The sequence below is a fragment of the Pseudomonas sp. CH235 genome (genome assembly GCF_004368175.1).
GTDB classification, from domain to species: domain Bacteria; phylum Pseudomonadota; class Gammaproteobacteria; order Pseudomonadales; family Pseudomonadaceae; genus Aquipseudomonas; species Aquipseudomonas paraglycinae.
The window spans coordinates 56,799-80,107 of sequence record NZ_RRZJ01000019.1; the positions used below are offsets into that span (position 1 = coordinate 56,799).

Consider the following 23,309-nt stretch of genomic DNA (forward strand, 5'->3'; position numbering starts at 1 on the left):
GATCAGTCCGGAACGACTTCAGGCGCTTCCCGAGGCGCGGGCGCCGTCAGTGAAGTGATCTTGATCAGCAGGGCCAGATGACCGTTGTCGAGGTAGTTGAGTTGGCCGTTCTTGGTGTGGCTGTCCTGTTTCAGGCGCTCGCTGGCGGTGACCATGCCGTTGGCGTCGATCTGATTGACCCAGAAGTCGGCGTTCACGTCGGTGAAGCGCCCGAGCTTCATTTCAATCGTGCCTTCGATGGGGAACTGGCCGAATTGCTCCTGACCTTCGCTGACTGCAACCTTCGCCGGTGTCTCGCCCAGCGTCTGTTGCCAGGCTTTGTGCATCAGCACGCTGTACTCGCCGCTGGCGGTGAGTTTGGTCACAACATCGTTCAGCGCCGGGGTGCGTTTGCTGTCATCGCCCAAACGCTGAGCGCCAGCCGCCCAGTCTTCCGGTGCAGCGCGGCTGACAATCGCCGGCACGGCGTTCTGGCGTACCAGAATCATTTCGACCTGATAGAGGTCATCGGCAAACGCCGTAGGTGCCACCAGAGTCAGTAGCAAAGTCAGAGAGCGAAACAGGCGCATGCGGCGTCCTTCAAGCAGTTTTCGGGATGAGGCGCTCGAACAGCGCCTCCACAGTATTAAAGCGCTCTTCCGGGCGCTCCATCGGCACCTGGAACTTGAACATCGTGGCGCCTTCGAATTTGTAGCGTTTTGGCTGGCTCTGGATCAGTTTGATCAGGGTCATCGGATCGACCGGCGTCTGCGCCGCGAACTCGATGCGCCCACCTTGCGGGCCGCCATCGACTTTCTTGATGCCCAGCTGTTCTGCCTGCAATTTCAGCGCCGTGATGCGCACCAGATTCTTGGTCGGCTCCGGCAGCAGACCGAAGCGGTCGATCATCTCCACTTGCAGATCTTTCAGACCTTCCTCGTCGGTGGCCGAAGCGATGCGCTTGTACAGGATCAGGCGTGCATGCACGTCCGGCAAATAATCTTCCGGAATCAGCGCCGGCACCCGCAGGTTGACCTCCGGGCCACCGCCGAGCGGTTGATCGAGGTTCGGCTGTTCGCCCTTGCGGATCGATTTCACCGCGCGCTCGAGCATTTCCATGTACAGCGTGAAACCCACGGCCTGAATCTGACCGCTCTGGCCGTCGCCCAGCAGTTCGCCGGCGCCACGGATTTCCAGGTCGTTGGTGGCCAGCACGAAGCCAGCGCCCAGATCCTGAGTATTGGCAATCGCCTCCAGGCGTTTTTCCGCATCGCCAGTGATTTGCTGGCGCGGTGGGGTCAGCAGGTAGGCGTAAGCCTGGTGGTGGCTACGACCAACGCGACCGCGCAACTGGTGCAACTGCGCCAGACCGAACTTGTCGGCGCGCTCAATGATGATGGTGTTGGCGCTCGGTACGTCGATGCCGGTCTCGATGATGGTCGAGGCGATCAGCACGTTGAAGCGCTTGTGGTAGAAGTCGCTCATCACCTGTTCGAGTTCGCGTTCGCGCATCTGCCCGTGGCCGATGCCGATCCGCGCTTCCGGCACCAGTTCGGCCAGTTCGGCGGCGCACTTCTCGATGGTCTTCACGTCGTTGTGCAGGTAATAGACTTGACCGCCGCGCAGCAGCTCACGCAGCAAGGCCTCTTTGACCGTGCTCTTGTTCTGCTCCATGACGAAGGTGCGCACCGACAGGCGTCGCGCCGGCGGCGTGGCGATGATCGACAGGTCGCGCATGCCCGACACTGCCATGTTCAGCGTGCGCGGAATCGGCGTGGCGGTCAGTGTAAGAATGTCGACTTCGCTGCGCAGGGCCTTGAGCTGTTCCTTCTGACGGACGCCGAAACGGTGCTCTTCGTCGATGATTACCAGCCCGAGGTTTTTGATTTTGACGTCGTCCTGCAGCAGCTTGTGCGTGCCGATGACGATGTCGATATTGCCTTCGGCCAGTTGGGCCACCGCAGCGTTCACTTCCTTGGCCGACTTGAAGCGGCTCATCACTTCCACGGTCACCGGCCAGTCGGCGAAGCGGTCGCGGAAGCTGTTGTAATGCTGCTGGGCGAGCAGGGTGGTCGGCACCAGGATCGCCACTTGCTTGCCGCCGTGCACCGCTATGAACGCGGCGCGCATGGCCACTTCGGTCTTGCCGAAACCGACGTCGCCGCAGACCAGGCGATCCATCGGTTTCGGCGAAAGCATGTCCTCGCGCACGGCTTCGATAGTGGATTGCTGGTCCGGGGTTTCTTCGAACGGGAAACCGGCGCTGAAGGTTGCGTAATCGGCCTTCGGATCGGCAAACGCATAACCTTCGCGGGCGGCGCGACGGGCGTAGATGTCGAGCAATTCGGCAGCCACGTCGCGGACCTGTTCGGCGGCCTTGCGCTTGGCTTTCTGCCAGGTCTCGGAGCCGAGGCGGTGCAACGGAGCCAGCGCATCGTCGCTGCCGGTGTAACGGGCGATCAAATGCAGGTTGGCCACCGGCACGTAAAGCTTGGCGTTCTCGGCGTATTCGAGGGTCAGGAATTCGGCGGCCTGATTGTCGATTTCCAGAATCGTCAGGCCGAGATAGCGACCGACGCCGTGGTCGATGTGCACCACCGGCGCGCCTTCGCGCAGCTCGGTGAGGTTCTTGATCACCGCATCGTTGTTGGCGTCGGCGCGTTTTTCGCGGCGGCGACGCTGCATCACGCGCTGGCCGAACAGCGGACTTTCCGCGACCAGTGCCAGCGCCGGGTCGTCGAGCATCAGGCCTTCGTCGAGCGGGGCGATGGTGATCGCCAGGCGATCCTTGCTCGCGACAAAGTCCGGCCAGCTGTCGACGGTTTTCGGTCGCAGCTTCAGGCGATCCAGCAGCTCCAGCAGCACTTCGCGACGACCGGCGGATTCGGCGGTAAACAGCACGCGTCCGGGAAATTCGTCGAGGAATGCCGAGAGCGCGGCCAGCGGCTGGGTAGCCTTGGCTTCGATCGCCAGATTCGGCAGCGCCTGCGCCGGGAAGCGTTCGCGGCCGGCACCGGTTTCAACGTCCTGCTGGCTGGCGACCACACGCGGCCAGTTCTTCAGGCGGGCAAAGCAGTCTTCCACCGGCAGGAACAGTTCGGCCGGCGGCAATAAAGGACGCGAAGGATCGACGCGGCGCTCTTCATAACGATTGCGTACGTCGTTCCAGAAGTTTTCCGCCGCCTGCTCGATGCCCGGCAGCGAAAACACTTGGGTGTCCTGTGGCAGGTAATCAAACAGGGTCGAGGTTTCTTCGAAGAACAGCGGCAGGTAGTACTCGATACCCGCCGGCGTGATGCCGCTGCTCAGGTCCTGAAAGATCGGGCAGCGACGGAAGTCGACGTCGAAACGCTCGCGAAAGCGCGCCTTGAAGCGGGTGACCGCGTCTTTCTGCAGCGGGAATTCCTTGGCCGGCAGCAGCTTGACCGAATCGACCTTGTCGATGGAGCGCTGGTTTTCCGGATCGAAGGTGCGCAGGGTTTCGATTTCGTCGTCGAACAGATCGATGCGATACGGCAGTTTGCTGCCCATCGGGAACAGGTCGATCAGCGCGCCGCGCACGGTGAACTCGCCGTGTTCGTAAACCGTGTCGACGTAGCGATAGCCGCTGGCTTCAAGCCGCGCGCGCATTTGCTCGACATCGAGTTTCTGCCCGACATCCAGCACCAGGCTGCTGCCGAGCAGGAATTTGGTCGGCGCCAGACGATGCAGGGCGGTGGTGATCGGTACCACCAGCACGCCATGTTCCAGCTCCGGCAGTCTATAAAGGCTGGCGATGCGCTGGGAGATGATGTCCTGGTGCGGCGAAAACAGGTCGTAGGGCAGGGTTTCCCAGTCGGGGAAATGCAGCACCGGCAAATCCGGGGCGAAGAAACTCAGCTCCTGCTCCAGCCGTTCGGCACTTTGGCTGTCGGCGGTCAAAAGCAGCGTAAAGCGCTTGGCAGCGCTGGCAGCCTCGGCAATCGCCAGGCTCAGGGCGGCACCGGGGAGGTTGCCCCAGTGCTGTTTACCTGCCGCGGCAGGGAGAAGCGGTAGACGCAGAACAGGCACGGAAGGTTGAGCTCCAGGCGTTGCGACAAAGTCGGTAATTGTAGCGGCGTCCGGTGCCGCCTGTCAGTTGCAGGATGCGTCTATCTGCGCTGTTTCGAAAAAATGTAGTGGTAACCATAAAAACCAGCGCTTTTTTTACGGTTATGTAGTGCCAAATGTTGGTGGTGTTACGGAGGGTTACAGACATCGTCTAACAGTCGTCGAAAAAATGGCTGCGCTGGAAGCCCCGGTTTTACTGGGCTGGCGGGGAGCGTTATTTTTTTGGACGGATTTTTGTTACCGATTGCGCGACAAGCGCGCATTGCTACAAGAGGTTCTCGGCGGCATAATGTAGCCCCTTTTTTCTGCCCCTACATGTGGAAGGTTACCGTGACTCAGAAGCCCGACCAGTGTCTTGGTGAATGGATCGACCGTGAAGCACTCGCAGAAGCGATGATTCCGCTTATCGGTCAGCTCTACCGCAACAACAACGTGGTGAGCTCGATCTATGGCCGCAGCCTGATCAACCAGTCTGTCATCGCGATTCTCAAAGCTCACCGCTTTGCTCGCCACCGTTCTGCCGACGACAGCGAACTCTCCGTCCACGAAACATTCCCACTGCTCAAGGCCATGAGCGAGCTCAAGCTCGGCGCGGCCTCGGTAGATCTGGGCAAGCTGGCGTACAAATTCCGCAACGAAGGCAACGGTCGTACCGCCGAGCAGTTCGTTCGCGAAGAAATGGCTGACGTGGTTGGCCAGCAAAACGCTTCGGCACGCAAGGGCACCGACGTTGTTCTGTACGGCTTCGGTCGTATCGGCCGTCTGCTGGCGCGTATCCTGATCGAGAAAACCGGTGGCGGCGACGGTCTGCGTCTGCGTGCCATCGTGGTGCGCAAGGGCGCCGAAAACGACCTGACCAAACGCGCCAGCCTGCTGCGTCGCGATTCGGTACACGGTTCGTTCAACGGCACCATCACCATCGACGAAGAAAACAACACCATCACCGCCAACGGCAACCTGATCCAGGTTATCTACGCGAAGAACCCTACCGAAGTGGATTACACCCAGTACGGCATCAAAGATGCGCTGCTGGTGGACAACACCGGTGTATGGCGTGATGCCGATGGCCTGGGCCAGCACTTGCAGTGCCCGGGTATCGACCGCGTTGTTCTGACCGCGCCTGGCAAAGGCAAGCTGAAGAACATCGTTCACGGTATCAACCACAACGAAATCACTGCTGACGACAAGATCGTGTCCGCCGCTTCCTGCACCACCAACGCCATCGTGCCGGTGCTGAAAGCCGTGAATGACAAGTTCGGCATCATCAACGGTCACGTCGAAACCGTTCACTCGTACACCAACGACCAGAACCTGATCGACAACTTCCACAAGGGCGATCGCCGTGGCCGTAGCGCCGCGCTGAACATGGTGATCACCGAGACCGGTGCTGCCACCGCTGCTGCCAAGGCCCTGCCTGAGCTGGCCGGCAAGCTGACCGGTAACGCGATCCGTGTTCCGACGCCGAACGTGTCGATGGCCATTCTCAACCTGAACCTTGAGAAAGCCGCCTCCCGTGAAGAGATGAACGAGTACCTGCGCTACATGGCGCTGCACTCCGATCTGCACAAGCAGATCGACTTCGTCAATTCGCAGGAAGTGGTTTCGACCGACTTCGTGGGCTCGCGTCACGCCGGTGTGGTCGACGCTGAAGCGACCATCGTTCAGGACAACCGCGTTGTTCTGTACGTCTGGTACGACAACGAGTTCGGCTACAGCTGCCAGGTGATCCGCGTGATGGAAGACATGGCCGGTGTAAACCCGCCAGCGTTCCCGCGCTAAGCTTTAGCTGCAAATGAAAACGCCCCGACTTAGGTCGGGGCGTTTTTGTTTGTGCGCGATTTGTCTCAGCGGGGGATGGCGGCTTGTGCCGTTCGCAGTTCGTGCCTGTTGCCACGGAACAGCACCAGCGTAGCGATCAGGCCCAATACGGCTGCGCCACTGAGCCAGATCCCCGGTGCCGCCTTGTTGTCCAGCACATGGATCAGGTAAGTGCAGGCCGCCGGCGTAAAGCCACCGAAGGTTGCGGTCGCCAGGCTGTAGGCCAGCGAGAAACCGGTCGTACGAACTTCCACCGGCATGATCTCGGTGAGGGCAACCACCATCGCCCCGTTGTACGAGCCGTACAGGAACGACAGCCACAACTCGACGATCAGCAAGTGACTGAAGCTCGGGTTCGCCACCAGCCACGACAACGCTGGATAAGCGGTCAGGATCGCCAGAATCGTCGCCGCCAGCAGTAGGGGTTTACGCCCGACCTTGTCGGACACCGCGCCCATCACCGGCAGCCAGAAGAAGTTCGACAGGCCGATGCACACAGTCACTAGAAGCGCATCGAAGTCCGACAGGTGCAATTCCGCCTTGCCGAAGGTCGGTGTGTAGGCAGTGATCAGGTAGAACGACACCGTCGTCATGACCACCAGCGCCATGCCGGCGATGACGATGCCAAAGTTCTGACCGATCGAACGGACGATTTCCTGCAGGGTAGGGCGATGTTTGCGCGCTTGGAACTCCGGGGTTTCCTCCAGCGAGCGGCGGATGACGAAAATCACCGGGACGATCATGCAGCCGATCAGGAACGGCACGCGCCAGCCCCATTCTCCCATCTGTTCCGGGCTCAGCCAGTGGTTGAGGCCGACACCGAGCAGCCCGGCGAATACCACCGCCGCTTGCTGGCTGGCTGACTGCCAACTGACGAAAAAGCCCTTGCGGCCCGGCGTGGCGATTTCCGCCAGATACACCGACACACCGCCCAATTCCACGCCGGCCGAGAAGCCTTGCAGCAATCGGCCGAACAGCACGATCAACGGCGCGGCAACCCCAAGGGTGGCGTAGCCCGGCACGCAGGCAATCAGCACGGTGCCGGCCGCCATCAGGGCCAACGTGATGATCAGGCCCTGGCGGCGGCCGTGACGGTCGATGTAGGCGCCGAGAAAAATCGCCCCCAGCGGACGCATCAGGAAACCTGCGCCGAAAGTGGCCAGGGCGAGCATCAGGGAAGCGAAGGCGCTGTCGGTGGGAAAGAAGGTCTTGGCAATGGCCGTGGCGTAGAAGCCGTAGACCATGAAGTCGAACATCTCGAGAAAGTTGCCGCTGACAACGCGAAAAATCGCCTTGCCTTTGCCGGTCGTGGAGGACATGGGTAGGTACTCACTCTAAATCTTGTAAGAAAGCGTTGCGCTCGTAGCCCATAATGGCCGGCGCGGTTTTGCGGGGAGATGAAGAATTGTTAACTGGACGGTGGGGGATTCTCGTGCTGCTGACCGGCTTTTTGTCCGGCTGCGGCAACGGCGATTCTCTGGAGACTTTCGGCGGCCCGACGATGGGCAGCACCTATTCGATCAAGTACGTGCGCCACGCCAATCTGCCTGCCCCGCAGGAGGTGCGTGTCGAAGTGGAAAAAATCCTCGCGGACGTCGACCGGCAGATGTCGACTTACCGCGCAGACTCCGACATCTCGCGCTTCAACGCATTGCTGGCTGATCGCTGTCAGGTCATGCCCGCACCGATCCTTGAATTGATCCGCGTGGGCGAGCAGCTGTCGCAACAAAGCGAAGGCTCCTACGACCTCACGGTTGAGCCGCTGATGAATCTATGGGGATTCGGCCCGCAAGGGCGTGAAGAAAAAGTCCCGGATGCGGCGGCGCTGGCCGAAGTGCGGCAGCGGGTCGGCCATCAGCACCTGCGCATCGACGGCGATCGCTTGTGCAAGGACGCGGCGGTCGAGGTGGATTTCAACAGCATCGCCGCCGGTTACGCGGTCGACACCGTTGCCACGCGGCTCGAGGCCCTGGGCATTCATGATTACCTTGCCGAAGCCACCGGCGAGCTCAAGGCGTCCGGAAAAAAGCTTGATGGTTCGCCATGGCGTATCGCTCTGGAAGAACCGCGTGACGATCAGCAGGTGGCAGAGCGCGTCATCAATGTCGATGGCTATGGCCTGTCCACGTCCGGCGACTACCGCAACTATTTTCAGCAAGATGGCCGGCGCTATTCCCACACCTTCGATGTCCGGACCGGTGCGCCGGTCCTACACGATCTGGCGTCGGTCACGGTAATTCATCCTTCAGCGCTGATGGCCGATGGACTATCGACGCTGTTGCTGATTCTCGGGCCTGAAAGGGCCTGGGACTATGCCGAAAAACACGACATTGGTGCATTCTTTGTGATTCGTGCCGATACAGGTTTCGTCACACGCACCAGTCACGCTTTCGAACGGCTCAGTGGCGCAAAAGTTGACTGAGAACAGTACGAAAGCTGGCGTTGTAGTGCAGGCAAAAGTAGCCTACGACGCGACCAAGGGTTAATGTGCGCGGCGTTGACGCTTCTATAGACTGTGTCCGGGTTTTCTACTGGCCCCCAATTGTTCCTTCGCGCCGTCGTTCGGCGTGATTTAGCCGCCGGTGCTGCTGGCACCGCGGCCTGTTCTGAGGAGTACGCATGGCTGTCTACAACTACGACGTGGTGGTGCTGGGTTCCGGCCCGGCGGGAGAAGGCGCGGCAATGAACGCCGCCAAAGCAGGGCGCAAGGTGGCGATGGTCGACAGCCGTCGCCAGGTCGGCGGCAACTGCACCCACCTGGGCACCATCCCGTCCAAGGCCCTGCGTCACTCGGTGCGGCAGATCATGCAGTTCAACACCAACCCGATGTTCCGTGCGATCGGCGAGCCACGCTGGTTTTCCTTTCCGGACGTGTTGAAAAGCGCCGAGAAAGTCATTTCCAAACAAGTCGCTTCGCGTACCGGCTACTACGCCCGTAACCGCGTCGACGTGTTCTTCGGTACCGGCAGCTTCGCCGACGAGCAAACCATCGAAGTGGTCTGCGCCAACGGCGTGGTCGAGAAACTGGTGGCCAAGCACATCATCATCGCCACCGGTTCGCGTCCTTATCGCCCGGCGGACATCGATTTCCACCACCCGCGTATCTACGATAGCGACACCATCCTCAGCCTCGGCCACACCCCGCGCAAACTGATCGTTTACGGCGCCGGCGTGATCGGCTGTGAATACGCTTCGATCTTCAGCGGTCTGGGTGTGCTGGTCGAACTGGTGGACAACCGCGGTCAGCTGCTGAGCTTCCTCGACTCGGAAATCTCCCAGGCGTTGAGCTACCACTTCAGCAACAACAACATCACCGTGCGTCACAACGAAGAGTATGACCGCGTCGAAGGCGTGGACAACGGCGTGATCCTGCACCTGAAGTCCGGCAAGAAGATCAAGGCCGACGCCTTGCTCTGGTGCAACGGCCGTACCGGTAACACCGACCAGCTGGGTCTGGAAAACATCGGGGTCAAGGTCAACAGCCGTGGTCAGATCGAAGTCGACGAGAACTACCGCACCTGCGTGCAGAACATCTATGGCGCCGGTGACGTGATCGGCTGGCCGAGCCTGGCCAGTGCCGCCCACGACCAGGGCCGTTCGGCCGCCGGCAGCATCGTCGACAATGGCAGCTGGCGTTTCGTGAATGACGTGCCGACCGGCATCTACACCATTCCGGAGATCAGCTCGATCGGCAAGAACGAGCAGGAGCTGACCCAGGCCAAAGTGCCGTACGAAGTGGGCAAGGCGTTCTTCAAGAGCATGGCGCGTGCACAGATCGCCGGCGAGCCGCAAGGCATGCTGAAGATCCTGTTCCACCGTGAAACCCTGGAAGTGCTGGGCGTTCACTGCTTCGGTTATCAGGCGTCGGAGATCGTGCACATCGGTCAGGCGATCATGAACCAGCCGGGCGAACTGAATACCCTGAAGTACTTCGTCAACACGACGTTCAACTACCCGACCATGGCCGAAGCCTATCGGGTAGCGGCGTACGACGGCCTCAACCGGCTTTTTTGACGGGCTCCGGCCGGTGGCCTGAGCCGGCCGGGGAGACCGATTTCAGCAATTCCCGAGGGTGGCAGTGGCCAAACCGGGAAAGTCTGTAATCAGGCTGTCAACGCCGAAGTCGGCGAGTCTGCGCATCAGCGCAGGCTCGTTGACGGTCCACACCGACACATGCAGCCCCTGACGCTGCGCCTTTTGCAGGCGTTCCGGCGTACACAGCGTCCAGTTCAACGCCAGAATCTCGCAACCGTAACTTTGCGCGACCTTCAATGGGTCGAGCCAGGCGTATTCGGCCACCAGGCCGCGTGATACGTCGGGCACCAGATCCAGCGCAGCCTTCAAGACTTCCCGCGAACTCGAGGTGATTGTCACCTTGTCGAGCAGCCCGTGTCTGACCGCCATTTCACGGATCGCCAGCACGGTGGTCGCGGCGCGGGTGCGCGAAGCGCTTTTGACTTCCAGCTGCCAGTGCTCGAAGTCGCACTTTTCGAACAGTTCTTCCAGCGTCGGGATAGGGCAGGGCTTGATCCAGCCCGGGCCGCCTTTGCGCGCGTCGTAGGTCACAAGATCGGCGGCGGTGTGCTCGACCACCTTGCCGCGCCTGTCGGTGGTGCGCTTGAGGGTCGGGTCGTGGATGACCATCAGCTCGCCGTCCTTGGACAGGTGCAGGTCCAGCTCGCAGCGGCGAACGCCGTGCTTGAGACATTCCTGAAAACTGCTCAGGGTGTTTTCCGGTGCTTCGCCCTTGGCGCCGCGGTGGCCGTAGATAAGGGTCACGGTTCTTCCTTAATTTAGATGCCTGATTCGTTCTGTTCGCGGGCCAGACGTCGTTCCTGGGCCTGCTTCTGCAAGATATAGCGGGCGAGCAACTGGCGCTGGGCGTCGGTCAGGTGTTCGAACTCGGTGCCGACGTCGTAGCCGTCGCCCTTGCGGTCGCAATGGGTGACGCGGGCGCGCAGCAACAGGCCAAGCGCCTGGGGCATCAGCACCAGTTTCACCGACAGGTGGGCGCCGGTGGCGATCGGGGTCGGGTGCTGGAAGTCGATGCCGCCCTCGGAAATGATCACCGGTTGCGGCTCGCCGATATGGCCGAGCACGGTCAGGGCGACCACCTGGCTGAGCAGGTCGATGCGTTTGTTCTGGGATTTCAGGAACGCCGCGATGGCGCGGTCGCGTTCGCTGATCTGGCGCAGCAGGTGCTGCGACTCGAATTCGCTCAGGTGCAATTCGCTGAGCAGGTTGAACAGTGGAGAAGCATCCTGCAACACTTCCTGGCCTGCGGCTTCGGGAGCGGACAGGGGCCGAATTTCCAGTGCGATCGTGTCCTCGATACGGTAGTATTCGCGGCGATCTTCTTCATCTAATGTCGACATGGCGAACCCATGGTAGCGGCGGTGGTCTGAGTGTAAAGCTGGTTATCGACCCCCGCCACAAGGACGTTCCTTTTCCCTCCGAACAAGCCCCGACATGTTCAGACCTCTCTTCGTATTTATCGGCACGCGTTATACCCGTGCAAAGCGTCGCAATCATTTTGTGTCATTCATTTCCCTGACTTCGATGATCGGGCTCGCCCTTGGCGTGGTCGTGATGATCGTGGTGCTGTCGGTGATGAACGGCTTCGATCATGAGATGCGCACCCGCGTGCTGGGCATGGTGCCCCACGCGACCATCGAGTCCGGTGAAGCCATCAACGACTGGCCGAGCCTGGCCGCCAAGGTCAAGCAGAACCCGCAGGTGGCGGCCGTTGCGCCGTTTACCCAGATGCAGGGATTGCTGACCAACAACGGCCAGGTGTCCAAGGTGTTGCTCAATGCCATCGATCCGGCGCTGGAACGCAACGTCTCGATCATCGACAACTTCATGAAGCAGGGCAAACTCGACGATCTGACGCCGGGCAGCTTCGGCATCGTGATCGGCGACAAGGCCGCGACCAAGCTCGGCGTGGGCCTCGGTGACAAGATCACCTTCGTCGCGCCGGAGGTCAGCGTGACCCCGGCCGGGATGTTCCCGCGCATGAAGCGCTTCACCGTGGTCGGCATCTTCCATGTCGGCGCCGGTGAGCTGGACGGCTACCTGGGCGTCACCAACCTGCAGGATCTGGCGAAGATGCACCGCTGGAAGTCTGATCAGGTACAGGGCCTGCGCCTGAAGTTCGACGATCTGTTCCAGGCGCCGCGTGAGGCGTGGAACATCGCTCAACGCCTCGGCGAAGACCGTTACTACGCCCGCGACTGGACCCGTACCCACGGCAACCTGTATCAGGCGATCCGCATGGAAAAAGCCATGATTGGCCTGCTGTTGCTGCTGATCGTCGCCGTGGCCGCGTTCAACATCATTTCCACGCTGGTGATGGTGGTGAACGACAAGAAGGGCGACATCGCCATTCTGCGCACACTGGGCGCCACACCGGGCACGATCATGCGCACGTTCATGGTGCAAGGCACGGTGATAGGCGTGGTCGGCACGGCCATCGGCGCCGTGGTCGGGATCTTCGCCGCGCTCAACGTCAGCGCCGCGATTTCGGCCCTCGAAGGCGTGATCGGACACAAATTCCTCAACGCTGACGTGTATTTCATCGATTACCTGCCGTCGCAGGTGCAGAGCCAGGACGTGGTCATGGTCTGCGCCGCTGCGTTGGTCCTGAGTTTCCTCGCCACCCTGTATCCAGCCTGGCGTGCCGCGGGCACCCAGCCGGCGGAGGCGCTACGTTATGAGTGAGTCGGGCATGAGTGAAAAAGCAATCTTGAGCTGCCGCAACCTGGGCAAATCCTACGAGGAAGGCCCGGAGTCGGTGGAAGTGCTGGCCAACCTGCAACTGGAACTGCATCCAGGCGAGCGGGTGGCGATCGTCGGCAAATCCGGTTCGGGCAAAAGTACCTTGCTCAACCTGCTGGGCGGTCTCGACACGCCGACCAAGGGCGGTGTCTGGCTCGACGGTGAAGAACTGTCGGCGCTGAGCGAAAAGAAGCGTGGACTGCTGCGTAACCGTGCCCTCGGCTTCGTGTACCAGTTCCACCACTTGCTGCCGGAATTCACCGCGCTGGAAAACGTCTGCATGCCGCTGCTGATCGGCAAGACCGCGATCCCGGAAGCGCGTCAGCGTGCCACGGCGTTGCTGGAGCGAGTGGGGCTGGGCCATCGCCTGGAACACAAGCCGGCGGAACTGTCCGGTGGCGAACGTCAGCGCGTGGCCATCGCCCGTGCGCTGGTGAACAATCCAGGGCTGGTGATGCTCGACGAGCCGACCGGCAACCTCGACTCCCATACCGCCGAAGGCATTCAGGATCTGATGCTGGAACTCAGCACTTCGATGCGCACGGCGTTTCTGGTGGTGACTCACGACATGAACCTGGCTCGCCAGATGGACCGCGTCCTGCAACTGCAGGAAGGTTGCCTGACCCCCATCTGACGGCTTGAAACCCGATGCCTGAAAAGGCATCGGGTCTTTTATTTTTATACGGTGCCCCAGCGAATGTTCAGACCGTTATCGATCTTTATCGGCACGCGCTATACCCGCGCCAAGCGCCGCAATCGCTTTGTTTCATTCATTTCGATGACCTCGATGATCGGTCTCGCCCTCGGCGTGCTGGCGATGATCGTGGTGCTGTCGGTGATGAACGGCTTCCAGCGTGAAATGAGCTCGCGCATCCTCGGCATGGTGCCCCACGCGACCATCGTTGGCGTCAAGCCGATCGACGACTGGCAGCCAGTGGCCGCCGCCGCGATGAAGAACCCGGAAGTGACGGCCGCCGTGCCGTTCACCGAGATGGAAGGCATGCTGTCCTACAAGGGCATGATGCAGCCGATCCAGATCAGCGGCGTCGATCCGGCCCAGGAAGGCAAGGTGTCGATCGTTGCCCAGCACATTGTTCAGGGCCGTCTCGATGCCTTGAAGCCGGGTGAATTCGGCGTAGTGCTGGGTGAAATCACTGCCCGGCGTTTCCGCCTCAACGTCGGCGACAAGATTACCCTGATCGTGCCGGAAGTCAGCACCGCACCGGGCGGCATCACCCCGCGCATGCAGCGTCTGAACGTGGTCGGCGTGTTCAAGGTCGGTGCCGAACTCGACGGTTCCATGGGCCTGATCCACGTCTCCGACGCCGCGACCATGCAGCACTGGGAGCCGAATCAGGTGCAGAGCGTGCGTCTGGCGGTGAAGGATCTGTACGCCGCGCCGAAGGTTTCGTCGGACATCGCCAGCGGCCTCGGCGCCGACTTCAAGGCTGACGACTGGACCCACACCCAGGGCAGCCTGTTCAGCGCGATGAAGATGGAAAAAACCATGATCGGCTTGTTGCTGTTGATGATCGTCGCGGTGGCGGCGTTCAACATCATCGCGACCCTGATCATGGTGGTGAACGACAAGGGCGCGGACATCGCGATCCTGCGCACTATCGGCGCTACACCACGGCAGATCATGGCGATCTTCATGGTGCAGGGCACGGTGATCGGCATCGTCGGCACCATCATTGGCGGCGTGCTGGGCGTGATTGCCGCGCTGAATGTCAGTGAGATGGTGGGCTGGGTCGAGCGAGTGACCGGGCAGCACATCTTCAGTTCGGACGTGTACTTCGTCAGCAACCTGCCATCGGAATTGCAGGGCGGCGACGTGCTGTTGATCTGCTCGGCGGGCTTCATCCTCAGCTTCCTGGCCACCGTTTACCCGGCCTGGCGAGCGGCGAAGATCGAACCGGCGCACGCGTTGCGCTATTCGTAAGTTCACGCGATGCTCGTTCCCACGCTCTGCGTGGGAATGCATCAACGGACGCTCCGCGTTCGGCTCTTAAGGGGCGCAGAGCGCCCCGGGCTGCATTCCCACGCAGAGCGTGGGAACGATCAGCTTCGAGGCAACTCAATCACAAACCGCGTCCAGCCCTGAGCCGATTCGCAATGAATCTGCCCGCCATGGGCCCGGATGATCGACTGAGTAATCGCCAGCCCCAATCCCGCATGCTCGCTGCTGCCTTCCTGGCGCGCCGGATCCGCCCGGTAGAAGCGGTCGAACAAGCGCGGCAGCAACTCAGCAGAAATCCCTTCGCCACTGTTCTCCACGGTCACCCTCAAGGACTTTGCCTGCTCGGTTACCCGCACGCGCAGCTCGCCATTAGCAGGGGTAAAGCGCAACGCGTTATCCAGCAGGTTCGACAGCGCCCGGCGCAACATCGCGCGATCACCCGCAAACCGCCCATAACCGTCACGGCTCAGGCTGACCTGAGCGTCTTCGGCCAGCGGCGCAAAAAACTCCAGCAACGCATCGGCTTCTTCCGCCAGCTCCAGCGGTTCACGCTTGGGCACCAGCAAGCCGTGGTCGGCCTTGGCCAGATAAAGCATGTCGTTGACCAGTTGCGCCATCCATTGCAGCTCTTCGAGGTTGCTGTGCAGCGCTTCGCGATAGTCTTCGAGGGGGCGAGGGCGGGTGAGAGTGACCTGCGTGTGGGTCAGCAGGTTCGACAATGGGGTGCGCAGTTCATGGGCGATGTCGGCGGAGAACGCTGACAGTCGCTGAAAGGAGTCATCGAGGCGTCCGAGCATGGCGTTGAAGCTGTGGGCCAGTTCCGCGAGTTCTGCGGGCATCCGGGATTCCGGCAATCGGGCATTCAGCGATTGCGCCGAAATCCCACGGGCCACCGCACTCATGCGGCGTAACGGGCGAAGACCGCTGCGGGCCGCCCAGGCGCCGAGCAGCGCAGTAGCCAGCGCCGACAGGCCGACGGTCAGCCAGATCAGATGCTGCATGCGTTGCAGAAAGTGCTGGTGGTGGGTGATGTCCAGCAGCAAGGTCAATTGCGGGGAATCCGGTTTTTCCGGTTCAAGCGCGGCATTGAGCAGGCGATAGTCGGTGCCGTTATCGCTGATGGTGGCCAGACCGGGTTGCTGCGGCAGATTCGCCGGCGTATGCAACGAACGGCCGAACCAGCGTTGTCCCTCAGGGCTGCTGATGCGCAGCGAGACATCGCCCTGTTGGCTCAACTCATCGGTGATGTGCGCGGCGTCGCTACCACTCAGCAGTGTCTGACGTACGCTGAGCAGTTTTCCTTCGAGCAGTTGCTGGTCGAGCTCGATGAAGTGGCCCTCGCTGGCCCGATTGAAAACAACCCCGGCGACCAGCGAAACCACGGCGGTGCAGCCGGCGAACAGCAGCGCCAGCCGACCGCTCAAGGACAGTCGGCGCATCAGTCGGCACGCTCTTCAAGGACGTAACCCATGCCGCGCACGGTGTGAATCAGCTTGTGGGGGAACTCGTCATCGATTTTCAGGCGCAGTCGACGAATCGCCACTTCGATCACATTGGTGTCGCTGTCGAAGTTCATGTCCCAGACCTGCGAGGCGATCAGCGATTTGGGCAGCACTTCGCCCTGGCGGCGCAAAAGCATTTCCAGCAGAGCGAACTCTTTGGCGGTGAGGTCGATGCGTTGACCGCTGCGTTCGACCCGGCGGCGGATCAGGTCCAGACTCAGATCGGCCAGGCGCAAGCTGGTTTCCTGGGGCGTGGAGCTGCCGCGACGCAACAGGCTGCGCACCCGGGCCAGCAATTCAGAGAAGGCGAACGGTTTGACCAGGTAGTCGTCGGCGCCCAGTTCGAGGCCGTGAACCCGGTCTTCAACGGTGTCCTTGGCGGTCAAAAACAGGATCGGCGTTTCCAGACCGGCGCTGCGCACCGCTTGCAGAATCTGCCAGCCATTGCGACCGGGCAGCATCACGTCGAGGATCAGCAGCGCATAGTCGCCGCTCAACGCCAATTGCTGGCCGGTGGTGCCGTCGGCCACCAGTTCGGTGTTGAAACCGGCCTCGGTCAGGCCCTGGCGCAGGTACTGGCCGGTTTTGGGTTGGTCTTCGACGATGAGCAGTTTCATGGGCGACTCGGGTTGCGGGAACGAGGACGTTATACCGTGGGCTCACGCGGTGCGCGCCAACCTGACAAAGTTGTAATCTCCCTGTCAGGTCGCTGCCAGCGCAGGCGGGCTAGAGTTTCCCACAGGCTGAACCTTGATTTGTTGGAGTACGACTATGTTTTTGCGCAATCGTCTGGCCCTTGCCGCGTGTCTGCTGGCGCTCAGTTCGCCGCTGTGGGCATCGCCGGCGCACACCTATGACTTCGGCCAGCCGGCTCCGGCGGCCAAGGCCACCCGCAGCATCGAAGTGGTGATGGGCGACATGAGCTTTGATCCGAAGGCGATCGAGATCAAGGCCGGTGAGACCGTTCGTTTCGTGCTGGTGAATAAAGGCCAGTTGCTGCACGAATTCAACCTCGGCGACGCGGCGATGCATGCAAAACATCAGCAGGAAATGTTACAGATGCAGCAAAGCGGCATGCTCACGCCGACCGGCATGAAGGAAATGTCCCACGACATGGCGGGCATGGATCACAGCTCGATGGGCCACGGCATGAAGCATGACGACCCCAACAGCGTGCTGGTGGAGCCGGGCAAGACCGCCGAGTTGACCTGGACCTTCAGCAAAGCGGTAAACCTGGAATTTGCCTGCAACATTCCCGGGCATTACCAGGCCGGAATGGTCGGCAAACTGACAGTCAGTCAGTAAGCACTCAAAGGCGGGAGCAAAGGCTGGTAGAATCCGCTGATTCTTCAGTCAGGTTTCCGCCATGCATCCCGCAGCCGAACATTCGCCGCTGGGCAAATCCAGCGAATACATCGCCACGTACACGCCGTCCCTGCTGTTCCCGATCCCGCGCACCGCGAAATGGGCCGAGCTGGGCCTGACCGCCGAAACCCTGCCGTATAAAGGCGTGGATTTCTGGAACTGCTTCGAACTGTCGTGGCTGCTGCCGTCGGGCAAACCGGTGGTGGCGATCGGTGAATTCAGCATTCCGGCGGATTCGCCGAACATCATTGAATCCAAGTCGTTCAAGCTCTACCTGAACTCGCTGAACCAGACGCCTTTCGCCGACATCGCGAGCCTTGAAGCGACGCTGGTCAAGGACTTGTCCGCTGCTGCCGGCAAACCGGTGGGCGTGCGGGTTCGCAGCTTGAAAGACGTCGAAGCCGAAGGCGTCGTGGCGTTGCCGGGTGTGTGCATCGACGATCTGGACATCAGCGTCAGCAACTACGAACACCCGCGTCCTGAACTGCTGCGCTGCGACGATTCGCGCGTGGTGGAGGAGAGCGTGCACAGCCATCTGCTCAAATCCAATTGCCCGGTGACCAGCCAGCCGGACTGGGGCAGCGTGGTGGTGGAATACCGTGGCGCGGCGCTGGATCACGCCAGCCTGCTGGAATACATCGTCAGCTTCCGTCAGCACTCGGACTTCCACGAGCAATGCGTGGAGCGGATCTTCCTCGACCTGCAGCGCCTGCTGAAGCCGGAAAAACTCACGGTGTTCGCGCGTTATGTGCGCCGGGGCGGGCTGGACATCAACCCTTATCGCAGCACTGAAAGCGTGCAACTGCCGAACCATCGTCTGGTTCGTCAGTAACCCGCCTCGCGGACATGAAAAAGCCCTGCCAGTGATGGCAGGGCTTTTTTGCATTCGCGGGTTTCAGATGCCCATGCTGACCAGGGAATTCATGATGTTGCGCAGTGTGCCGGCGATGGTGGGGTGATCAACTTCAAAGCGCTCAACGGCCAGGTTTACGCCATCGGCAATGTTGGAGTCCTTGGTTTTGGTTTCCAGTTCAAGTTCCAGTTCGATCTGTTCCATCAGGGCATGTAGATCAGCGCGCTCGGCTTCGGTCAGCGGAGGATTTTGATCCAGTTGCTCGCGCAGGGCATTGAGCTGTTTCTGCAGTTCTTGAGCGGGCATGGTTGTTTCCTTTTATCGAGAGGCACTGGCATAGACCGCAGCCGTGCGCCAAAGGTCTATGGCTCTCCTTAAGACTAATCCACTCTTGGCCAACCTGCATGATCCCGGTCAGGGCTTTTCGCCTTTGAGACGGCGCAGGCTGATGTCCGCCAGACAAGTGTCGAGTTCGCCCAGATGATCGATCACCGAGTGCACGCCGAGGCCGAACAGCTGCACCGTCGCCTTGCCGCGCAGCTGTTCGCGCTCCTTCTGGCTCAGGGCTTGCCATTCGCCCGGCGCCAGGCCGCACAGCGAGCCGCACGACGCCAGGCCAATGGTCCAAAGCCCCGCGTTCAGACCCGATTGCAGCAGGCGCGGTTCGCCGCTGACCAGCACGCAACCGTCGAGGCGATCGACATTCAAGCCCATCAACGCTTGCCAGCAGGCATTGGGCGCCGGCCACGGATTGATTGTTGCCGAATGTTGCGACGGTTTGATCCAGTCAGGCAGCGCCGATGACAGGACTTGAGTGCAGGCCGTCGACAGTTCATCGAGCCAGGCACAGGGGATTTGCTGGCGTTGCAGGCTGCTCAGGCTGTCGAGGGCGCCGGGTGTGACGTCGGCGTGTTCCGGGCCGACGCTGGCGTGATGACGGGCGCGGGCGCCGAAGTCCACCAGACAGCCGCTGAGTCCGAACAGCACGGCGGTCAGCGTCGGTGCCGCGAGGGGCAAGGCTTCGGCTTGAGGCATGGAAAACGTCCCTGAAATAGCGATCAGGCTAGGCAATGTCGGTGACAATTGCATGACAGGCCAATGGCGAAGCGTCCTACAGTGGGTTTCACCGGGGGAACTGCCTAAAGCGCCGTTTCCGTCTTATACTGACGCACTAATCGCCGCGGCCCAGGTGCTGCGTCCGTACTATCCAAGGAGTTTTCTATGCGCTGGAGCCATCCTCTTGCTCAGCTTTGTGTATGTGCCAGCGTGACGCTGGTGCCGTTCGCCGCTCAGGCTGCAACGGAAGAAGACCCTTGGGAAAGCGTCAACCGTCCGATCTTCCAGTTCAACGATTTCGTCGACACCTATGCGCTGAAGCCTCTGGCGCAGGGGTACGAATTTGTTACTCCGCAATTCCTGGAAGACGGCATCCACAACATGTTCCGCAACGTCGGTGATGTCACCAACCTGGCGAACAACATTCTTCAGGCCAAACCGGCCGCCGCTGGCGTCGACACCGCTCGCCTGATCTTCAACACCACTTTCGGCCTGCTCGGTTTCTTCGATGTCGGCACCAAAATGGGCCTGAACCGCAGCGACGAAGACTTCGGCCAGACCCTCGGCTATTGGGGCGTCGGCAGCGGCCCTTACGTGATGCTGCCGCTGATGGGCCCGAGCACCCTGCGCGACGCGCCGTCCAAGTACGTCGACAGCTTCACCGGCCCGTACCGCTACATCAACGATGTGCCGGTGCGTAACTCGATTTTCGGCCTGAACATCGTCGACACCCGCGCCAGCCTGCTGTCGAGCGAGAAGCTGATCAGCGGCGACAAGTACACCTTCATCCGCAACGCCTACCTGCAGAACCGCGAGTTCAAGGTCAAGGACGGGCAGGTCGAAGACGATTTCTGATCTCGATTGATCAGTACAAAAGGGCGACCGCGAGGTCGCCTTTTTTGTGGGCGCGTCCAATGATTGGGTTACGGTTGAAGCCGTTCTTATAACTGCGAGTGATTTGACAAACAAAGTCTCCAAGCGACCATCGGCGCATGCTTGAAACGCTCGAAGGATGGGAGTACCGTCTGCGCCTTAGAAGGGCACCTCTGGTGCAACCGTGTGCGGGGCAAACGCTCCGAAGCGGTGCAGCAGAGAGGCTAGAAAGCGAATCCAGTAGTCTGCGCCGGGCCGTTGCCCCGCCTGCTACGCCAACCTAATTCTGGCGCCGTTTGCCCACATGCCAAAAACCAGTGCCACGCTGCTGATAATCGATGATGACGAAGTAGTGCGCGCGAGCCTCGCGGCCTATTTGGAAGACAGTGGTTTCAGCGTCTTGCAGGCCAGTAACGGCCAGCAGGGTCTTCAGGTATTCGAGCAAGACACGCCCGACTTGGTCATCTGCGATCTGCGCATGCCGCAGATGGGCGGTCTCGAACTCATCCGTCAGGTCACTGAGCGGTCACCGCAGACTCCGGTGATCGTGGTCTCGGGCGCCGGCGTGATGAACGACGCGGTCGAGGCCCTGCGCCTGGGCGCGGCGGACTACCTGATCAAGCCTCTCGAAGATCTGGCCGTGCTCGAGCACTCCGTGCGCCGGGCCCTGGATCGTGCGCGTCTGCTGCTGGAAAACCAGCGCTACCGCGAGAAACTGGAAAAGGCCAACCGTGAACTCGAAGCCAGCCTGAACCTGCTCCAGGAAGACCAGAACGCCGGTCGCCAGGTGCAGATGAACATGCTGCCGGAAAGTCCTTGGGCCATCGACGAATTCAGGTTCGCGCACCAGATCATCCCGTCGCTGTACCTGTCGGGTGATTTTGTCGACTACTTCCGGGTCGACGAGCGCCGGGTAGCGTTCTACCTGGCGGATGTATCGGGTCATGGCGCCTCTTCGGCCTTCGTCACCGTGCTGCTGAAGTTCATGACTACGCGCCTGCTGTTCGAATCCAAGCGCAACGGCACGCTGCCGGAATTCAAGCCTTCGGAAGTCCTCGGTCATATCAACCGGGGGCTGATCAGTTGTAAGCTGGGTAAACACGTCACAATGGTCGGTGGAGTCATCGACGAGGAGACCGGTTTGTTGACCTATAGCATCGGCGGCCATCTGCCGTTGCCTGTGTTGTACACGCCTGACAGTGTTCGCTACCTCGAGGGGCGCGGTCTGCCCGTGGGGCTTTTCAATGAAGCCACCTACGAAGACCACGTGCTCGAACTGCCACCGACGTTCAGCCTGACGCTGATGTCTGATGGCATTCTGGATCTTTTGCCAGAGCCCACACTCAAAGAGAAAGAAGCCGCTTTACCGCAAAAGGTAAAGTCGGCGGGCGGCAGCCTGGATGGTCTGCGGCAGGTTTTTGGATTGGCCACGCTAGGGGAGATGCCGGATGATATCGCCCTGTTGGTGTTGAGCAGGAATCTTTGATGAGTACCGGTAGAATCCAGTTCGCCGAGCAGGACGGCACCTTCGTCCTGAAGTTCGTCGGTGAAGTTCGCCTGACCCTGTGTTCGGCGTTGGATGCGACTATTGAAAAAATCTTCACCGCGCTGAATTTCAACGCGATCGTGATCGATTTGACCGAAACCCGCAGCATCGACAGCACCACCTTGGGCCTGTTGGCCAAGCTGTCGATCCTGTCGCGGCAGAAGGTCGGCCTGCTGCCGACCGTGGTCACCACCCACGAGGACATTACCCGTCTGTTGCAGTCGATGGGTTTCGAGCAGGTGTTCAATATCGTCAACCATCCCGTGCCGTGCCCGGAATGCCTCGATGACCTGCCGGATCAGGATCAGTCGGAAGAGGTGGTGCGGATCAAGGTGCTCGAAGCGCACAAGATCCTCATGGGCCTGAACGACTCCAACCGCGAAGCCTTCCATGACCTGGTGAATGCCCTCGAACGGCACTGATCAGCCAGAACGCGAGGCACAAAAAAGGGCGAACCTGTGAGGGTTCGCCCTTTTTGCATTTGCGCTCGGCCGATTACAGCTTGGCTTGCAGCAGCGCCTCGAGTTTTTCCTGGTCACGGGCAAACTGACGGATGCCTTCGGCCAGTTTCTCGGTGGCCATCGCGTCTTCGTTGGACAACCAGCGGAATTGCGATTCGTTGAGGCTCAGGCGCGCTTCGCCGGCATGGCCCGGAGCGAGTTTGCGTTCCAGCTTACCGGTGTCGGCTGCCAGCTTGTCGATCAGGTCCGGGCTGATGGTCAGACGGTCGCAGCCGGCCAGTTGCTCGATCTGATTGAGGTTGCGGAAGCTCGCGCCCATGACCACGGTCTTGTAGTCATTGGCCTTGTAGTAATTGTAGATGCGCGTCACGGACTGCACGCCCGGATCGTCGGCACCGGTGTAGTCGTTGCCGTTGGCCTTCTTGTACCAGTCGTAGATGCGGCCCACGAACGGCGAGATCAGGAACACGCCGGCATCGGCGCAGGCAGCGGCCTGAGCGAAGGAGAACAGCAGGGTCAGGTTGGTCTGGATGCCTTCCTTCTCCAGGACTTCGGCGGCACGGATGCCTTCCCAGGTCGAGGCGATCTTGATCAGCACGCGGTCACGGCCGACGCCGGCCTTGTCGTACAGTTCGATCAGGCGATGGGCACGCTTGAGCATCGCGTCCTTGTCGAACGACAGGCGCGCATCCACTTCGGTGGAAATGCGGCCCGGAATGACCTTGAGGATTTCCTGACCGACTGCGACGCCGAAACGGTCGCTGGCCAGGCCGACATCGCCCTTGCAGTCGCGCACGCTGGCGTTCAGCAGTTCGGCGTAGGCCGGAATCGCGGCTGCCTTGAGCAGCAGGGAAGGGTTGGTGGTGGCGTCGACCGGTTTGACCCGGGCAATCGCTTCGAAGTCGCCGGTGTCGGCCACGACGGTGGTGAACTGTTTGAGTTGTTCCAGCTTGGAAGTCATGAGCGTGCTCTGTCCTATGGGTCTGGTGACATTACCCGAGCGCCGACAGCCACTCAAGGGCATGTCGGC

The 23,309-nt window shown here is 60.8% G+C and carries 21 protein-coding genes; 11 read left to right on the forward strand and 10 right to left on the reverse strand.

The window, feature by feature from the left end; translation table 11 throughout:
* Positions 1-2: 2 nt before the first annotated feature.
* Together EIY71_RS19180 and mfd are read right to left on the reverse strand one after the other, a co-directional pair.
* Positions 3-569 carry a CsiV family protein gene (locus EIY71_RS19180; RefSeq protein ID WP_007953029.1) on the reverse strand — a complete coding sequence of 189 codons (567 nt, stop codon included), beginning with the start codon at positions 567-569 and terminating at the stop codon, positions 3-5.
* A 10-nt stretch (positions 570-579) separates the two neighbouring features.
* Positions 580-4,029, reverse strand: a complete 3,450-nt coding sequence (mfd, locus tag EIY71_RS19185) for a transcription-repair coupling factor (RefSeq protein WP_134022741.1) — start codon at positions 4,027-4,029, stop codon at positions 580-582.
* A 354-nt stretch (positions 4,030-4,383) separates the two neighbouring features.
* Here mfd and EIY71_RS19190 point away from each other — a divergent pair, with 354 nt between their 5' ends.
* Complete coding sequence (locus EIY71_RS19190; protein WP_007953026.1) at positions 4,384-5,847, forward strand: glyceraldehyde-3-phosphate dehydrogenase; 1,464 nt, start codon at positions 4,384-4,386, stop codon at positions 5,845-5,847.
* A gap of 65 nt (positions 5,848-5,912) precedes the next feature.
* Here the strand turns inward: EIY71_RS19190 and EIY71_RS19195 are convergent, their stop codons facing one another.
* The gene (locus tag EIY71_RS19195) at positions 5,913-7,205 is read right to left on the reverse strand and encodes an MFS transporter (RefSeq protein ID WP_007953024.1); all 1,293 of its coding nucleotides are present in this window, start codon (positions 7,203-7,205) and stop codon (positions 5,913-5,915) included.
* Positions 7,206-7,258: 53 nt separating this feature from the next.
* On the opposite strand from EIY71_RS19195, the gene EIY71_RS19200 reads away from it, so the two are divergent.
* Both EIY71_RS19200 and sthA read left to right on the forward strand, forming a co-directional pair.
* A complete protein-coding gene (locus EIY71_RS19200; protein ID WP_178083785.1) occupies positions 7,259-8,308 on the forward strand; it encodes an FAD:protein FMN transferase in 1,050 nt (349 codons plus the stop codon).
* Positions 8,309-8,505: 197 nt separating this feature from the next.
* Positions 8,506-9,900: a Si-specific NAD(P)(+) transhydrogenase gene (gene sthA, locus EIY71_RS19205; protein ID WP_007953019.1), complete on the forward strand. Its 1,395-nt coding sequence runs from the start codon at positions 8,506-8,508 to the stop codon at positions 9,898-9,900.
* A gap of 42 nt (positions 9,901-9,942) precedes the next feature.
* On the opposite strand, the gene EIY71_RS19210 is transcribed toward sthA, so the two are convergent.
* Together EIY71_RS19210 and EIY71_RS19215 are read right to left on the reverse strand one after the other, a co-directional pair.
* Positions 9,943-10,665, reverse strand: coding sequence for a glycerophosphodiester phosphodiesterase (locus tag EIY71_RS19210; protein ID WP_007953017.1), 723 nt, complete (start codon positions 10,663-10,665; stop codon positions 9,943-9,945).
* A 14-nt stretch (positions 10,666-10,679) separates the two neighbouring features.
* A complete protein-coding gene (locus tag EIY71_RS19215; protein ID WP_039772787.1) occupies positions 10,680-11,261 on the reverse strand; it encodes a PilZ domain-containing protein in 582 nt (193 codons plus the stop codon).
* 94 nt (positions 11,262-11,355) lie between these two features.
* On the opposite strand from EIY71_RS19215, the gene EIY71_RS19220 reads away from it, so the two are divergent.
* From EIY71_RS19220 to EIY71_RS19230, 3 genes are all read left to right on the forward strand, one after another.
* Positions 11,356-12,606, forward strand: coding sequence for a lipoprotein-releasing ABC transporter permease subunit (locus tag EIY71_RS19220; RefSeq protein WP_102688108.1), 1,251 nt, complete (start codon positions 11,356-11,358; stop codon positions 12,604-12,606).
* A 7-nt stretch (positions 12,607-12,613) separates the two neighbouring features.
* Positions 12,614-13,297 (forward strand): lipoprotein-releasing ABC transporter ATP-binding protein LolD, encoded by a 684-nt coding sequence (gene lolD, locus EIY71_RS19225; protein ID WP_162831788.1) that lies wholly within the window; start codon positions 12,614-12,616, stop codon positions 13,295-13,297.
* 63 nt (positions 13,298-13,360) lie between these two features.
* A complete protein-coding gene (locus EIY71_RS19230; protein ID WP_011335181.1) occupies positions 13,361-14,605 on the forward strand; it encodes a lipoprotein-releasing ABC transporter permease subunit in 1,245 nt (414 codons plus the stop codon).
* A 119-nt stretch (positions 14,606-14,724) separates the two neighbouring features.
* On the opposite strand, the gene EIY71_RS19235 is transcribed toward EIY71_RS19230, so the two are convergent.
* Positions 14,725-16,062, reverse strand: coding sequence for a heavy metal sensor histidine kinase (locus tag EIY71_RS19235; protein ID WP_134022743.1), 1,338 nt, complete (start codon positions 16,060-16,062; stop codon positions 14,725-14,727).
* Entirely contained in the window at positions 16,062-16,742 is a 681-nt protein-coding gene (locus EIY71_RS19240; protein WP_134022745.1) for a heavy metal response regulator transcription factor, read from the reverse strand. The genes EIY71_RS19235 and EIY71_RS19240 overlap by 1 nt, the downstream gene beginning before the upstream one ends.
* Before the next feature lie 154 nt (positions 16,743-16,896).
* Between EIY71_RS19240 and EIY71_RS19245 the strand changes: the two genes are divergently transcribed.
* Together EIY71_RS19245 and queF are read left to right on the forward strand one after the other, a co-directional pair.
* Positions 16,897-17,430, forward strand: a complete 534-nt coding sequence (locus EIY71_RS19245; protein ID WP_102688110.1) for a plastocyanin/azurin family copper-binding protein — start codon at positions 16,897-16,899, stop codon at positions 17,428-17,430.
* Positions 17,431-17,491: 61 nt separating this feature from the next.
* A complete protein-coding gene (gene queF, locus EIY71_RS19250; protein WP_085608218.1) occupies positions 17,492-18,322 on the forward strand; it encodes an NADPH-dependent 7-cyano-7-deazaguanine reductase QueF in 831 nt (276 codons plus the stop codon).
* 63 nt (positions 18,323-18,385) lie between these two features.
* Here queF and EIY71_RS19255 read toward each other — a convergent pair whose 3' ends face one another.
* Both EIY71_RS19255 and EIY71_RS19260 read right to left on the reverse strand, forming a co-directional pair.
* Entirely contained in the window at positions 18,386-18,649 is a 264-nt protein-coding gene (locus tag EIY71_RS19255; protein ID WP_039772780.1) for a DUF4404 family protein, read from the reverse strand.
* 108 nt (positions 18,650-18,757) lie between these two features.
* Positions 18,758-19,378, reverse strand: a complete 621-nt coding sequence (locus tag EIY71_RS19260; protein ID WP_129973233.1) for an HAD family phosphatase — start codon at positions 19,376-19,378, stop codon at positions 18,758-18,760.
* A gap of 186 nt (positions 19,379-19,564) precedes the next feature.
* Between EIY71_RS19260 and EIY71_RS19265 the strand changes: the two genes are divergently transcribed.
* The 3 genes from EIY71_RS19265 (at position 19,565) to rssC (ending at position 22,240) form a co-directional block, all read left to right on the forward strand.
* Complete coding sequence (locus EIY71_RS19265; protein WP_085748352.1) at positions 19,565-20,254, forward strand: VacJ family lipoprotein; 690 nt, start codon at positions 19,565-19,567, stop codon at positions 20,252-20,254.
* A gap of 322 nt (positions 20,255-20,576) precedes the next feature.
* Positions 20,577-21,758 (forward strand): two-component system response regulator RssB, encoded by a 1,182-nt coding sequence (rssB, locus tag EIY71_RS19270; RefSeq protein WP_041475374.1) that lies wholly within the window; start codon positions 20,577-20,579, stop codon positions 21,756-21,758.
* Positions 21,758-22,240, forward strand: a complete 483-nt coding sequence (rssC, locus tag EIY71_RS19275) for an anti-sigma factor antagonist RssC (protein ID WP_003226553.1) — start codon at positions 21,758-21,760, stop codon at positions 22,238-22,240. Before rssB ends, rssC begins: the two co-directional genes overlap by 1 nt.
* 73 nt (positions 22,241-22,313) lie before the next feature.
* Here the strand turns inward: rssC and tal are convergent, their stop codons facing one another.
* Positions 22,314-23,240, reverse strand: coding sequence for a transaldolase (tal, locus tag EIY71_RS19280; RefSeq protein ID WP_102688112.1), 927 nt, complete (start codon positions 23,238-23,240; stop codon positions 22,314-22,316).
* Positions 23,241-23,309 lie beyond the last annotated feature (69 nt).